Raw genomic sequence first — 13875 nt, 5'->3', positions numbered from 1 at the left:
ACACGAACATTTAATTAAATATTATTTTTGTCATTCTGATATTAGAATATATTATGTCCACTATAAGCCTTTATTATTAATATTACAGACATTTTTATTATATTCTTCATGTTTTATGTTTTAACTTGCATCGTTCGCAATTTCTTCTGGTGGTTCTTCATCAATGCAAGGCAGCCACACGATAAAGCTTGCTCCTTTTCCAGGCTTACTTACTACCTCAATTCTTCCCCCATGTTCTTTTACAATTTGTTTGCATACATATAGCCCCAAACCTGTTCCTGTTTTTTTTGTGGTATAGAAGGCATTGCCTATTTTTTCAAGTTCCTCAGCAGATATACCTTTACCGTTATCAGTAACCCTTATGTACATCTCGTTCTTTTCTTCATTAAAACCTGTTTCTATTTCCAATCTTGGATCTGCCGTGTCTTCCATCGCTTCAACAGCATTTTTGCATAGATTTAAAACAACTTGATTTATCTGACCTTCATCACAGAGTAAATATCTTTCCTCCTTAGAAGTTTCAAATGTAATATCTATCTTTTTCATAAAAGATGTACTCATTATCAGACTTTCTACTGATTGAACCAAATCGCATATAGATACTTCCTCAAACTCTGTATCCCTTTGCTTGGACATATACAAAAATCTGCTTATTATACTATCAATCTCATCTATGCTCTTGTTAATTTTTTTTACATGCTTTAATAAATTTGATTCCTTAGTCATGACCTCCATGAGCTGACAACTGCCCTTTATTGTGGTTAAATAATTTCTGGTTTCATGTACTATGCCTGCTCCCATTTGACCAAGGAGAGCAAGTTTTTCCTGCTGGATCAATAAACTATGCTTCCTTTCTTCCTCCTGCCTGTTTAGTTCCAATTGATGATATGCTTCCTGAAGCTTTTTGTTTTTATCCTCCATCATTTTATAAGGGTATTTTACATAGCTGACAAATACCTCTTTGTATAAGTAATAATAATAGGTTATCTTTAATACATGTCCATATATCCAGCTAATTGAAGAAGGCGAGTTAGGAATTATGAACATTATTTGGGAAGCAATGATTATGAGTGGAACCATCAGTAGATACCTGTAGGTCTTTACAAACTCGTTGTGCATTTCTTTTTTTATATTAAGCAAACTCAGAAATGCAATGAATACTACTGCAATTTCTGCAACTTTTTGCACCGATGTCAATCCTGATTCAGTAAGCAAATCCGGCAATATATCTGGATACTCGATCATCAATACAGCTATAGCAAAAGGTATCGCTATAGCTGTAGCAAGATAAATCCATTTGCTAGTTTTGATTATAGGGATGCTTAAGGACACAATGTATAATACAATGACTTCTGTCAAACGTGCCAATATCCAGAATTTAATAGCAAAGTCTGAGGATTGTATGCCTGAATCTATGGGGACTGCAAAAAGATATACATGAAAGGCATCAAAAATAAGGATAGGTAGTATGGCAAAACCCAAGAAAGGCTTTTTATCAGGTATTTCATTTGCAGTATTCCATACTATCAAGAATATAGCAGCAGCAATAAATAAGCATAAGCTTTCCAATATACTATGAACAGCATAGACATTGACTTTCCATAAAGCAAAATATAGAATGATTGATATTACAAAATCAATGGCAAGCACCTTAAGATAATGATAAGACAGCACTTTATTTCTATTCATATAATCCATCTCCATAAAAACTATATATCTATGTATACTTAATTTCATACTCATCTAATAACTTGTATACAAATATAGTATGAGTTTATATATTCTAGAAAAAAAGCATAATTCCTCTAATAAAATAGTTATATTTTTCTAATTTTGTGTTGATGAAGATTGTTTGAGTGCAAAAATTGTAAACATGATAAGGGGAATGATTATAAAGTTAAATAAGAATAAATAGGAGTATATATTGAAAAATGTAAACAGCCTGAACAGGTTATCAGCTATAAAATATGATGATATATATGCAGCTAAGCTCACTATATATGTAATCCATATAAGATGCTTCCTTTTCAACCCAAATCCCTTTAAAAGACTAAGCATAGCATAAAAGGATATTAGATATTTCAGCATCCAACCCCCAAGTATCTGCAGCATTACATATAGTTCACCAAATTCCAGAAATCTGAAATAGCTCACCTGCTGAGTCTGAATAAGCTTGGGATAAGGCATAGTATTGGCTAAAACAGTACCGAAAGTAGTTATAACTCCAGTTGTAGACACAATCTCCATTTGAATTATTATGAGCAATGCTATAATAACATGCTTTATTATACTCTTCCTATTTCTCACTCTGATGAGATAGGGAAGGGTTATGGATACACTGCCATACAACCCCAGTATTTTAGCTAAAGCCACAAAAAAATTGAATTTCAGCCCATCCTTGAATATAGGAAAAAGCAAGCTCCAGTCTTTGTATCTGGCAGTAAGAATTCCTAGATTTATTCCCGCCATCATTATGAGAATGATGCCTATGACTGTAACTGTAATGATAGATACGATTTCCTTTCGTATTGTATATATTATCGGAAATACAAAAAATATCATCAAATACCATGTTGGGGTCTCCAGTAGCATGTTGGTATGCATGGAATTAGCTTCTGCAGACACACATTCAATAAGAGTTGCAAATAAGTTCACAATAAACAATGCTATGAATATATCTCCCAATCTCTTCCCTACAGCCTTCTCATATATCTCGCGCATGTTATATACCTCAGTCTTTTTACATGTGCTGATTATAAAAATATAAAAGGCAAATATTAGCACAGATGCAACAGTTACAGCAATCCAACTATCTCTGCCTGCATCTCTCATAAACACTCCGGGATAGGTTTTTAGGGATACAATACCTGTAGCTAAAAGAAGAAAAGCAAAATGCTTTGTGTTTATTTTATCCATACATTACCTCACATGACTGTTATTTATTTTAATTTGTGCATATTATACCTTTTCATGCAAAAAATATGTTGGGTGATATATATGAGTGCAGTTACTGTATCTTCAATAAAACAAAAACTAAACAACAATTATTCAATCATATACAGAAGTTTAGAAATCCATGAAGGCAATGTGGAAATAATATACGATGATACCATGGTCAATATTCAATTCATAAGTGAATTCGTGATTTCTCCCATTTTAAACAAAGATAAAATCATTACTGACCTGGAAACTCTGGAAAAAGAGGTCATTACTTCAGCTACCATAGGCAGTATCAAGTCTCTTGACGAAGCTGTAAATCATATACTTTCTGGGGCTGTGGTTCTTATATTTGATTTTTTGGATGAAGTTATTTATTGATCTGCCCCCGGTTATGCTAAAAGGTCTCTGGATATCCCTCCTACAGGCGGTGTTTTTAAAGGACCCAGAGAAGGATTCAATGAAATTTTGCAGGATAATATTTCTGCTGTGAAAAGAAGAATAAAGGACCCAAATTTAAAACTGGTAAGTACTACAGTAGGAAAAAAATCTAAGACTAAGGTTGTAATAGCCTATATAGAAGGCAGCGCACCTGATGATGTAGTGAAATTTATCACCAAAAGAATCGATGATATTAGTATGGATTATGTCATATATGCAAATATAATTCAAGAAAAACTGACAGTCACCAAAAGTTCCTTTAATACCTTAGGTTTTACAGAAAAACCTGATGTTGCTGCCGCCAAGCTGGGAGAAGGAAGAGTAGCAATTTTTGTTGACGGGACACCCTTATGCATAACAGCCCCCTATTTCTTCATTGAGAATTTCCATACTGCCGATGACTACACTTTAAATAAATATGTTTCTCCTTTTGGTGTCCTTTTACGGTGGGGTGCTTTCCTTAGCTCTACATTGCTGCCTGGTATTTATATATCTCTCTTTGCTTATCATTTTAACCTGGTGCCTTATATATTACTATTCAACATGGCAGCTTCCAGGTCCGGAGTTCCGTTTCCTTTAATAGTTGAGGTAATATTGATGCTCATATTCTTCCAGCTTCTGAGGGAAGCGGGTATAAGACTTCCACAGCCTATAGGACAAACTCTAAGCATTGTAGGAGCTTTGATACTAGGTGATGCTGCTGTTGGCTCAGGCTTTGCTTCTCAAATAACCATTATGATAGTAGCTCTCACCTCCATTGCCTCCTTTTTGGTGCCCACACTATCTGTTTCCATATTTTATTGGAATATAATTATAATCCTGTTTTCAGGTTTGCTGGGTCTTCCAGGGTTTTATATCGCTTTTATACTGCTTTGTTCTCATCTCTCTAGCCTTACAAGCTGTGGTTATCCCTATCTATACCCTTTGGGTACCCTTAATACCTTTAAGTATAAAGACATCATATTCAGAGGGGACTTTGATGAAATCAGCCATAATATTTTTATCAAGGATGATGCTGAATGAAAAAAAGATTTATCTGCTTTATTATACTGGCAAGTACCCTAATTCTCACTAGTTGTTATAATTATAAGGATGTAAACAGAATGTTTTTCCTTACTGCTTTTGGAATAGATGTGGATGAAGATGATAATGTTGTAGCATATGGAGAGGTTTTTGTTGCAGGCAGGAAAGCTGGGGAATTACAAGGAAAAGAAGAAGCGGTCACCTTTATGAATAAAGGCAAAACCATCTTCCAGGCTATAAGAAACATGAACTTGAATTCAAGATATCCCATATCCTTTGTTATGAATAGAGCCATTTTATTCAGTGAAAAAGCTGCCATGAAAGGTATGGATGATTACCTGGATTTCCTTTTACGAGATCAGGAGTCTTTAATCAGACAGCATATTTTCATTGCTTGCTGCCCACTTGAAGAGTTAATAAAAATTGAAATGGAGGAAGATAAATTTGTAGGCATATTTCTCAATCTTCTTATGCAGAACGAAAAAGCTCTTGCCAATACCAGTGAAACCACCTTTGGTGAGTTTATGCTGAATAAGAGCTTGGGAAGTAAAATTAATGTTATAAACATGATTGGTCTTCATCAAAATCCAAGCTATCAGGGAATAGATATTAAAGGCCTGGCTGTCATACAGGATGATAAAATGGTAGGAAAGATGAGCCTTGAGGAAGGCAGATTTTATAGACATTTTCAAGGACTAAAGCACAAAGGAACCATTAATGTAACAAACCCCGAAAAACCTGGCAAGCATGTAATATTAGAAAGCGAAAGCAGCAAAACAAAGGGAAAAATATATTATGACGGTAAAACCATCCATGTAATAAGAACAGTTAATGTAAGAGCCAGCTTTGCTGGATCTGAAGGTGGTATAAATCTTCAGGAAAATGCTATCAGAGAAGCCATAGAAGCCGAGGTTGAAAAAATTGTGGAAGAAGGCTGTATGGAACTTTTTAGGAAGTTCAAGGAGCAGGGCATAGATGTGTTTAACCTGAAAGCAGCTATAGAAAAGAAATACCCGGAACTTGCCACAGAAGATTTTCTTGACAAAGTAAAGGTGAAGGTAATTGCAAATGTAAAAATAGATGGTAGCTCAGATATAACAAATTATTATTAAAGGAACGCATAAATGCGTTCCTTACAAAAGCTCCAACACTACTGGGCAGTGGTCACTTCCCATTACATGGGAATGAATCTCTGCATCCTTCATCCTATCCTTCAATCTCGCTGATACTATGAAATAGTCGATTCTCCATCCCACATTCTTGGCTCTGGCGTTGCCCATATAGGACCACCAGGTATACGCATCCTCTTTATCAGGATAGAAATATCGGAAGGAATCCACAAAGCCTGAATCCAAAAGCTTTGTCATCTTTTCTCTTTCTTCATCGGTAAATCCTGCATTTCTTCTGTTGGACTTGGGATTTTTCAAATCTATTTCCTTGTGAGCCACATTCAAATCGCCACAATACACTATAGGCTTTACTTTATCAAGCTCCATCAGATATTCCCTGAAATCATCTTCCCATTTCATCCTATAATCCAATCTTGCCAGTTCTCTCTGGGAATTGGGTATGTATGCATTGACCAGGTAGAAATCTTCATACTCCAATGTTATGACCCTGCCTTCCTGGTCATGCTCGTCCATTCCTATGCCATACTTAACGCTTACAGGTTTTATCTTGGTAAACACTGCAGTACCTGAATAGCCTTTTTTCTCTGCATAATTCCAATACTGCTCATAACCAGGCAGTTCCAATTCTATTTGCCCTTGCTGCAGCTTTGTCTCCTGAATACAGAAAATATCTGCATCTACTTCCTTGAAATACTCCAGAAAACCTTTACCTACACATGCCCTGAGACCGTTTACATTCCATGAAATCAGCTTCATAAAAAACCTCCTATTAAATAATTATGGGCTGTTGCAGTATTTGCCACAGCCCCTTTTGCTTGCTTATTATAGTTTAACAACATTTGCTGCCTGAGGCCCTTTAGGTCCTTGCTCCACTTCAAATTGAACTTTTTGCCCTTCTTCAAGATTCTTATGGGCTTCATTGCCTTGTATAGCTTTATAATGAACGAAAACGTCCTTTTCGCCTTCAACTTCTATAAAACCATAACCTTTCTCAGAATTAAACCACTTAACTGTTCCTTCTTTCATAAATTGTCCTCCTATTATTAAAACGCTTTGTAATGTTATTATACCACGTCCGCTAAAAAAAATGTGCCATCTACATATCAAGATTTTCCTAATATTTGGACAAACCTTTCTGATGTAGGCGACAGTGACACGCTTTTTAAAAAGCATATACCTATGCTTCTTTCTGGTATATTTTCATTGAGTTTTATTTCAAAAAGTTCCTTTTTTTTCAGATATTCCTGGGAAAACTCCCTGATTACACAGGATACACCCAGGTTTATCCTGGCAAATTCAAGCAGCAGGTCGTGGGAACCCAGCTCAATTTCCGGTTTTATGCTTATGCCTTTAGATAAGAAAAACTTTTCCACATATCTCCTTGAATTGGATTTAGGCTCCAATAGTATTAGAGGAAGATTGCTCAGTTCCTTCAGGCTTAATGCAGCGGAGAGTTTTTCCTTGTATACATTACCACATACGAATATGTCATGTATATCCATAATTTTTATGATCTCCAGTGCTGGCTCTTCTATGGGCAAGTTGCATATTGCAATGTCTATTTCTCCGGATTTAACCAATGCACAAAGCTCCAATGTGGTCTTATTCATTATTTTCAATTTTATATTTGAATATAACTTATGAAATTTTTCCAAATAAGGCAGTAAAAAATACCTGGAGATGGTATCTCCTACTCCGATTTTCAATTCCCCTGCTGTTAAATTTTTCCATTCCTCAAGCTTTTCTTCACCTTTGTTTATAAGGTTAATGGCTGAATTTGCATACTCAAACAGCAGCTTTCCTTCATTAGTCAGTATAACACCTTTGGAAGTCCTTGTAAAAAGCCTAAGTCCCAATTCTCTTTCCAATTGTGCTATTGACTGGCTGACGGCAGGCTGGGTCATATAAAGGGAAGACGCAGCCTTTGAGAGGCTTTTTTGCTTTGCCACCTCACAAAAAACCCTATATAATTCAAGTTTTACCACCATATAACCTCCTCTTATACCCGTTATAAAGGATATTTATTTTACTTATATCATATGATAGTATATAGTACAAGAGGGAAATGCATATTAAACCCAAAAAGAGAATTATGAGGAGATGTTGGAATGGAAAGAATGGTTGGTACTGTAGTTAGGGGCCTGCGCACGCCCATTATAATGCAGGGCGACGATATACCTTCAATCGTTGTCGACACTGTGTTGAAGGCCTCGGAATCAGAAGGCTTTTCCATATATGATAAGGATGTGGTGGCCATAACCGAATCTGTGGTAGCCAGAGCTCAGGGTAACTATGCAAGCATCGATGCCATTGCAAAGGATATCAGTGGTAAATTCGCTGACGATACAATCGGAGTTATATTTCCCATTTTAAGCAGAAATCGTTTCGCCATATGCTTAAAAGGCATAGCAAAGGGAGCGAAGAAAATAGTGATAATGTTCAGCTACCCTTCCGACGAGGTAGGCAATCATTTGGTAGATATAGATGTGCTGGATGTGAAGGGAGTAAATCCCTGGACTGATGTATTGACAGAAAAGGAATTCAGAAATTATTTCGGTTATAATAAGCATACTTTTACAGGAGTAGATTATATAGAATACTACAAATCCATTGTTGAAGAATATGGTATTGAATGTGAGATAATTTTCTCCAATGACCCAAAAACCATATTGGATTATACAAAAAGTGTATTAGTCTGTGATATCCATACAAGAAAAAGGACCAAAAGGCTTCTCCATGCTAATGGAGGAGAAAAAGTCTACGGTCTTGAGGATATATTGACAACACCCATAGATGGCAGTGGATACAATGAATTATATGGATTGCTGGGCTCAAATAAAGCCACTGAGGACAGCATAAAGCTTTTCCCGAGGGATTGCCAGACTTTGGTGGACAAAATACAAAAGCAGCTTTTCGAGAAAACTGGCAAAACTATAGAAGTCATGGTATATGGAGATGGAGCCTTCAAAGACCCTGTAGGTAAGATTTGGGAGCTGGCGGATCCGGTAGTATCTCCGGGCTATACAGCAGGACTGGAAGGAACACCCAATGAAATCAAACTCAAGTATATAGCAGACAACTACTTTGCCCATCTAAAGGGTGAAGAGCTTCGAAATGCCATATCTGAATATATTAAGAATAAGGAAACTGATTTAAAAGGCAAGATGGAAACTCAGGGTACTACTCCAAGAAGGCTTACAGACCTTATTGGCTCTCTTTGCGATTTGACCTCCGGCAGCGGGGACAAAGGAACACCGGTAGTATATATCCAAGGCTATTTCGATAACTATACTAAATAAAAAAGACTTTCTAATATATAAAAATAGTGGACGGTTGATTAAGAACCGTCCACTATTTTTTTGCCTATTTTGTTGGCAGAATCTCTATCCAATATCCATCCGGATCTTCTATGAAATATATGCCCATTTCCTTATTCTCATAGCAGATCCAGCCCATTTCCTTGTGATGCTCATATGCTGCCTCAAAATCGTCTACTCTGAAAGCAATATGTGATTCATTGTCTCCCAAGTCATAGGGTTCTTTCCTATCCCTAAGCCATGTAAGCTCCAACTGGTGCTCAGTAATTCCATCACCCATGAACACAAGAATAAAATCTCCATCTTTATGTTCTTTTCTTTTTACTTCTTCAAGTCCTAATGCCGCTTTATAAAAGGCGATGCTCCTTTCCAAGTCCAGCACATTTATATTGTTATGTTCAAATTTGAATTTCATATAAAAACTCCTTTCATCGTTATGTAGCTGCAAGCCTTCTTATTAGCCCAGCTCATTGATAATACCTTATTATTATACCAAAAAATAGTTAATAATAATACTTAGTATATACAGCATTTGGTATAATATATATTATATTCATCAGCTAAAAGGTGGTATGTTTATGAAAAATATTAAGGTTCAATACTTGTATAACAGCGGTTTTTCAGTTGAAACCGAAAATCATCACTTGATTTTTGATTGCTACAAGGGTTCTCCAAAACTCAACCATAAAGATACTATTGTATTGGTTTCCCATAGCCATCCGGATCATTATAATCCTGGTATACTAAAGTGGAAAAATAAAAAGGAAAACATGAAATACATATTCAGCAGTGATATCCAAGTTAAAGAACCTGATGAGAGTATATGTTTTGTATCTCCCGATGAGGAAATAAGCATTTATGATATGAGCATAAAAACCCTAGGTTCAACTGATCTTGGAGTATCCTTTCTTGTTAATGTGGACAATTTAACTCTTTTTCATGCAGGGGATTTGAACTGGTGGTATTGGTGGGACGATACACCGGAGGAAATACGAGTTATGGAGGAAGCATTTAAAAGAGAAATACATAAGCTCAATGGAAAAAAGATTGATATTGCCTTTTTCCCTGTTGACCCTAGGTTAAGGCACAATTATTGCCTGGGAGGAGAATATTTTATAAAGGAGATAAAACCTGAATTTTTTGTTCCCATGCATTTTGGTGATGATTATGGAACAATTAAATCTTTCATGGAGAAGGTCAAGAATTATCCTACAAAGGTTGTTGAAATCTCAGCTAAAGGTCAGGAAATATATTTATAAGGAGGAGTCATTGTATGTTTAAACTCGAAGGAATAGAAAAAATGAATGAAGAACAAAAACTACAATACATGCTGGTTTTACTGGAAGGACAGTTATCCTCGGAAGAGGATGTATTAGCTAATCTGTCCAATGCATCTGCAATAATAAAAGCTGTAATGGATAGACTGAATTGGTCAGGGTTTTACATAATGAGAAATGATGAACTGGTCTTGGGTCCCTTCCAGGGTTTGCCTGCCTGCAATAGAATAAAGCTTGGTTCCGGTGTCTGCGGTACTGCTGCCTCTACTCGAAAGACGCAGGTAGTTCCTAATGTACATGAGTTTCCAGGCCATATAGCCTGCGATAGCGCTTCCAATTCAGAAATAGTAGTACCCATAATCAAAAATGATACAGTATATGGTGTGCTGGATTTAGACAGCCCCGAGTTAAGCAGATTTACAGAGCTTGAAGCAAAATATCTGGAAAAGTTTGTTGAAAAACTTAATAAGTATATTGATTGGGAAAAAGTATAGACTAGAAGCATTGGGGACGGTTCTTTTTGCTTCCGAACTGAAGCAAAAAGAACCGTCCCCAATGCTTATCAATGTTTCTAAAGAACGGGGGGTTTTCTATAGCGGGTTAATTGTTCAAAACCATAGGCAATTTCTATTAAAGTTGGTTCATCCCATTCTCTGCACAGTATCTCCATTCCAACTGGAACTCCTATTGGTGCCTTATCAGTGGGCTCTGTAAAGCCAGCAGGTACTACACAGGAAGGGAAGCCTGTAACTGCTCCCAATACGCCGTTTCTCTCCACTTGTGGTTCTCCAGCCTTTACAACAGGTCGCTTCTGATGGGGATATACTATGGCATCCAAGGCATATTTAGCCATGATACTCATTACAGTATTTCGCAACTCTATTTTCTTCATAATCCGCTCTTTATATTCCACTGAGTTTATATCCAGTGTTTCAGCATATTTAATATTATCCTCTATACCCTTGTGATATTTTCCTGATGCTATTACATCCGAAAGAGAGTGAACCTTGGCCCTTGGTCCCAAATCCTTCAGGTAGCTGCTGAGATGAGCCTTTAAATCAAATAGATGGACACTTACTTCTTTTACCAGCTTATCTCCGTCTATATATTCTTCAATAGGTATCAATATGGCCCCGGCTGTCTCCATAGCTTTTAGGCTTTTATCCATAGCTTCATTAACTTCTCTGTGTATTTCTTCCTTGCCAAAGAAGCTCTTTAATATACCAATCCTCTTCCCTTTCAATCCGTCCTTTTTGAGGAACATGCTATAGATTTCGGGTATTTTCCCGACAGACCAGGCTGTGATAGGATCCTTCTCATCATACCCTGCAATCACATCCAACACTCTGGCTGCATCTTCTACTGTACGCATGATTGGACCAGCAGTATCCTGGGTGAGCGAATAGGGTACTATTCCATCCCTGCTGACCAGTCCTATAGTAGGTCTCAGACCTACCAAGCTGCATGCTGAAGCAGGTGATCTCACAGAATTGATGGTATCTGTACCTATTCCTATAATTCCAAAATTAGCAGCAACCGCTGCTCCTGTACCTCCACTGGAGCCTCCCGGAGTCCTTGTCAAATCGTAAGGATTCAAGGTTTGACCCAATATTGAGCTGGCTGTCTCACCCCAAACGGCAAATTCATGAAGATTTACCTTTGCCAATATAATAGCCCCTGCTTCTTTCAGTCTTTTAACAATAAAGGCATCATCTTCCGGAATCATATCTTCCAAGCTCAAGGAACCGGCAGTGGTAGGCATGTCTCCTGTATCTACATTGTCCTTCAAAAGCACAGGTATCCCATGCAAAGGACCTGTAAATCCAGAAGTTTTATACTGCTCATCCAGACTGTCGGCGATCTCCAAAGCCTTTGGATTTACCATTATCACCGAGTTTAATTTAGGTCCTTTCTTATCATAGGCTTCGATTCTTTCCATATACATCTCTATCAATCTACGACAGGTCAATTGTCCTTGCTTTATTGCTTCATGGACCGATGCAATTGTGGCTTCCTCCAGGCAAAATCCTTTGCTATTGCTATCCATGGTTACCTCCTCCTCTCATAGAACTTTGCTTATTTGCTGCTTGTATCATTCTACCTTAATTATACATTATGATATGGTTAAGAGAATCATAATTAAACAACAAAAACTATTGCTATCACTCAATGATTTTTGTCATATTTCTACAATAGACATAATTATAATATCACACTTGATTATTAATAACATGTGAAATATATAGTGAGTACTATGGAATAATAAGCTTTATATAGATTGTTTAGGAGGCAGAACCTTGAAGAAAATAGTAATAAGAATTGTTCTTGTATTCTGTTTTATCACGCTTTCAGTCTTTAATATAGTAGACATTGAAAATCTGAGAACTTTTATCATATCCACTGAAAGAGTATATAAAATACGAATGAAGCAGCATCTTTTTTGCCTTATGATGGCATATCCTGAGCATGCAGTCGACTTGGAGCATTCTAAAAATGGTCATGTATATCTTATAATGAAATCAGGGGCTAGAATTCTCTATGATGACAAAAGGGCAAAAAGTCAGGAGGAAATTATATCTAATCCGGATCTTCAGGATATGATGGAGCCTATCTATCCTCTTGGCGCCATAGATAGGCTTATGGATATGGACTTTGATCCGGGCAGATCCAGAGTATATGCTTTGCTTAATGAAGTATACGGAGGCAGCAGTCAACAGGTAAAATCAAATTTGGATAATGTGAAAACCTATTACGGATATCTTCAGTTTAATAAAAACAATAATGCCTCAGCTTCATTAAAATCTGTTATGGATGAGCTCATACCCTTGGCACAAAGCAGACATGATATCCGGGTTTGTTTAATACCCTATGGCGGCACATTTAATCACCGATATATAGCAGGAACAAATCGTTTAAGCCCTCACGCTTTTGGTATAGCCATTGATCTGGCTCGGGACAAAAGAGACTATTGGCAATGGGCATCAAGAGACGAAGGTCAGAAAAGACTGGAGTCTTATCCTCGTGAAATAGTTGAAATATTCGAGAAGAACAACTTTATTTGGGGTGGTAAATGGGGACATTTTGATATACTTCATTTCGAATATAGACCTGAAATAATCATGATGGCTTCCTATTTTGGAGATAAAAACAATACTGAGGCTCTTTGGTATGAAGGTGCACCCATGGACAATGCTCTGGCAATGAAATATATAAAGCGCATCAACGAAGTTATAAGATAATTTATTAATTTTCAATAGTTTTAGTAATTTTATTATGAGAATTGCTATATATTTAACTATTGAAAATATTATAACATATGGCAAAGGAGCATTGTTATATGATGTCCCCAAAAACCAAAATGAATGACGAAACTAGAACGAGATTGGCTATGATTATGGCTCTTCTTCTGCTGACATTGCTATTTTTATACAGAGAGCCCATTTATAATGTATTCAATTCTAACGATGAAATCAAAGATTATGTAGAGCTCATATTTCAATTAAGAAATAGAGCAATTATAGGAAGTGATTTGGAATCCATAGAAGCTTTATATGCTGTTGATTCCAAATATGGCCGTTGGGCCTATGAGTATGAAGTAAGGAAGCTGAAATACATCCACAACTGGGAACAAAAACAAGGGGTTAAATTCACGGAAATAAACCCAAAGGTAGTAATCAAAAATGTAAAAAATGATGAAGAACGTGTATCTGTTAATCTGCTATGCAATACCGAATATAAATATGTTTACGA

Annotated in this window: 12 protein-coding genes and 2 pseudogenes; 7 read left to right on the top strand and 7 right to left on the bottom strand. The window is 36.6% G+C overall.

Going from position 1 to position 13875, the window contains the following annotated elements; all coding sequences use genetic code 11:
• Nucleotides 1-120 precede the first annotated feature (120 nt).
• Nucleotides 121-1689 (bottom strand): MASE3 domain-containing protein, encoded by a 1569-nt coding sequence (locus ACESM9_RS04915; RefSeq protein WP_372995880.1) that lies wholly within the window; start codon nt 1687-1689, stop codon nt 121-123.
• A 138-nt stretch (nt 1690-1827) separates the two neighbouring features.
• The gene (locus tag ACESM9_RS04910; protein WP_372995878.1) at nt 1828-2916 is read right to left on the bottom strand and encodes an endospore germination permease; all 1089 of its coding nucleotides are present in this window, start codon (nt 2914-2916) and stop codon (nt 1828-1830) included.
• Here ACESM9_RS04910 and ACESM9_RS04905 point away from each other — a divergent pair.
• Both ACESM9_RS04905 and ACESM9_RS04900 read left to right on the top strand, forming a co-directional pair.
• Nucleotides 2893-4401, top strand: a pseudogene (locus tag ACESM9_RS04905) (spore germination protein). The gene ACESM9_RS04910 and the pseudogene ACESM9_RS04905 overlap by 24 nt on opposite strands.
• Nucleotides 4398-5513, top strand: coding sequence for a Ger(x)C family spore germination protein (locus ACESM9_RS04900; protein ID WP_372995876.1), 1116 nt, complete (start codon nt 4398-4400; stop codon nt 5511-5513). The pseudogene ACESM9_RS04905 and the gene ACESM9_RS04900 overlap by 4 nt, the downstream one beginning before the upstream one ends.
• A 21-nt stretch (nt 5514-5534) precedes the next feature.
• On the opposite strand, the gene ACESM9_RS04895 is transcribed toward ACESM9_RS04900, so the two are convergent.
• The 3 genes from ACESM9_RS04895 to ACESM9_RS04885 all read right to left on the bottom strand — a co-directional run bounded on the left by ACESM9_RS04895 (nt 5535) and on the right by ACESM9_RS04885 (nt 7519).
• A complete protein-coding gene (locus ACESM9_RS04895) occupies nt 5535-6287 on the bottom strand; it encodes an exodeoxyribonuclease III (RefSeq protein ID WP_372995874.1) in 753 nt (250 codons plus the stop codon).
• 66 nt (nt 6288-6353) lie between these two features.
• A complete protein-coding gene (locus tag ACESM9_RS04890; RefSeq protein WP_372995872.1) occupies nt 6354-6557 on the bottom strand; it encodes a cold-shock protein in 204 nt (67 codons plus the stop codon).
• A 77-nt stretch (nt 6558-6634) separates the two neighbouring features.
• Nucleotides 6635-7519 carry a LysR family transcriptional regulator gene (locus ACESM9_RS04885; RefSeq protein WP_372995870.1) on the bottom strand — a complete coding sequence of 295 codons (885 nt, stop codon included), beginning with the start codon at nt 7517-7519 and terminating at the stop codon, nt 6635-6637.
• Between the two features lie 120 nt (nt 7520-7639).
• On the opposite strand from ACESM9_RS04885, the gene ACESM9_RS04880 reads away from it, so the two are divergent.
• Nucleotides 7640-8830 (top strand): coenzyme F420-0:L-glutamate ligase, encoded by a 1191-nt coding sequence (locus ACESM9_RS04880; RefSeq protein WP_372995868.1) that lies wholly within the window; start codon nt 7640-7642, stop codon nt 8828-8830.
• Between the two features lie 64 nt (nt 8831-8894).
• Here the strand turns inward: ACESM9_RS04880 and ACESM9_RS04875 are convergent, their stop codons facing one another.
• Entirely contained in the window at nt 8895-9263 is a 369-nt protein-coding gene (locus ACESM9_RS04875) for a VOC family protein (protein ID WP_372995866.1), read from the bottom strand.
• A gap of 163 nt (nt 9264-9426) precedes the next feature.
• Here ACESM9_RS04875 and ACESM9_RS04870 point away from each other — a divergent pair, with 163 nt between their 5' ends.
• Both ACESM9_RS04870 and ACESM9_RS04865 read left to right on the top strand, forming a co-directional pair.
• Entirely contained in the window at nt 9427-10107 is a 681-nt protein-coding gene (locus ACESM9_RS04870; RefSeq protein WP_372995864.1) for an MBL fold metallo-hydrolase, read from the top strand.
• A 14-nt stretch (nt 10108-10121) separates the two neighbouring features.
• Nucleotides 10122-10619, top strand: a complete 498-nt coding sequence (locus tag ACESM9_RS04865; RefSeq protein WP_372995862.1) for a GAF domain-containing protein — start codon at nt 10122-10124, stop codon at nt 10617-10619.
• 77 nt (nt 10620-10696) lie between these two features.
• Here the strand turns inward: ACESM9_RS04865 and ACESM9_RS04860 are convergent, their stop codons facing one another.
• Entirely contained in the window at nt 10697-12172 is a 1476-nt protein-coding gene (locus tag ACESM9_RS04860; protein ID WP_372995860.1) for an amidase family protein, read from the bottom strand.
• A 250-nt stretch (nt 12173-12422) separates the two neighbouring features.
• Between ACESM9_RS04860 and ACESM9_RS04855 the strand changes: the two genes are divergently transcribed.
• Together ACESM9_RS04855 and ACESM9_RS04850 are read left to right on the top strand one after the other, a co-directional pair.
• Entirely contained in the window at nt 12423-13364 is a 942-nt protein-coding gene (locus tag ACESM9_RS04855) for a M15 family metallopeptidase (RefSeq protein WP_372995858.1), read from the top strand.
• Nucleotides 13365-13462: 98 nt separating this feature from the next.
• A pseudogene (locus tag ACESM9_RS04850) lies at nt 13463-13875 on the top strand (amidase domain-containing protein); the annotation flags it as partial.

It is taken from the genome of Lutispora sp. (assembly GCF_041687175.1).
Lineage (GTDB): Bacteria > Bacillota > Clostridia > Lutisporales > Lutisporaceae > Lutispora.
This window is presented reverse-complemented; position numbering and strand designations above follow the sequence as displayed.

Excerpts from the sequence above, each read along its gene's own strand:
- ACESM9_RS04915 (WP_372995880.1), bottom strand. The coding sequence starts at position 1,689 with ATGAATAGAAATAAAGTGCTGTCTTATCATTATCTTAAGGTGCTTGCC.
- ACESM9_RS04910 (WP_372995878.1), bottom strand. The coding sequence starts at position 2,916 with ATGGATAAAATAAACACAAAGCATTTTGCTTTTCTTCTTTTAGCTACA.
- ACESM9_RS04900 (WP_372995876.1), top strand. The coding sequence starts at position 4,398 with ATGAAAAAAAGATTTATCTGCTTTATTATACTGGCAAGTACCCTAATT.
- ACESM9_RS04895 (WP_372995874.1), bottom strand. The coding sequence starts at position 6,287 with ATGAAGCTGATTTCATGGAATGTAAACGGTCTCAGGGCATGTGTAGGT.
- ACESM9_RS04890 (WP_372995872.1), bottom strand. The coding sequence starts at position 6,557 with ATGAAAGAAGGAACAGTTAAGTGGTTTAATTCTGAGAAAGGTTATGGT.
- ACESM9_RS04885 (WP_372995870.1), bottom strand. The coding sequence starts at position 7,519 with ATGGTGGTAAAACTTGAATTATATAGGGTTTTTTGTGAGGTGGCAAAG.
- ACESM9_RS04880 (WP_372995868.1), top strand. The coding sequence starts at position 7,640 with ATGGAAAGAATGGTTGGTACTGTAGTTAGGGGCCTGCGCACGCCCATT.
- ACESM9_RS04875 (WP_372995866.1), bottom strand. The coding sequence starts at position 9,263 with ATGAAATTCAAATTTGAACATAACAATATAAATGTGCTGGACTTGGAA.
- ACESM9_RS04870 (WP_372995864.1), top strand. The coding sequence starts at position 9,427 with ATGAAAAATATTAAGGTTCAATACTTGTATAACAGCGGTTTTTCAGTT.
- ACESM9_RS04865 (WP_372995862.1), top strand. The coding sequence starts at position 10,122 with ATGTTTAAACTCGAAGGAATAGAAAAAATGAATGAAGAACAAAAACTA.
- ACESM9_RS04860 (WP_372995860.1), bottom strand. The coding sequence starts at position 12,172 with ATGGATAGCAATAGCAAAGGATTTTGCCTGGAGGAAGCCACAATTGCA.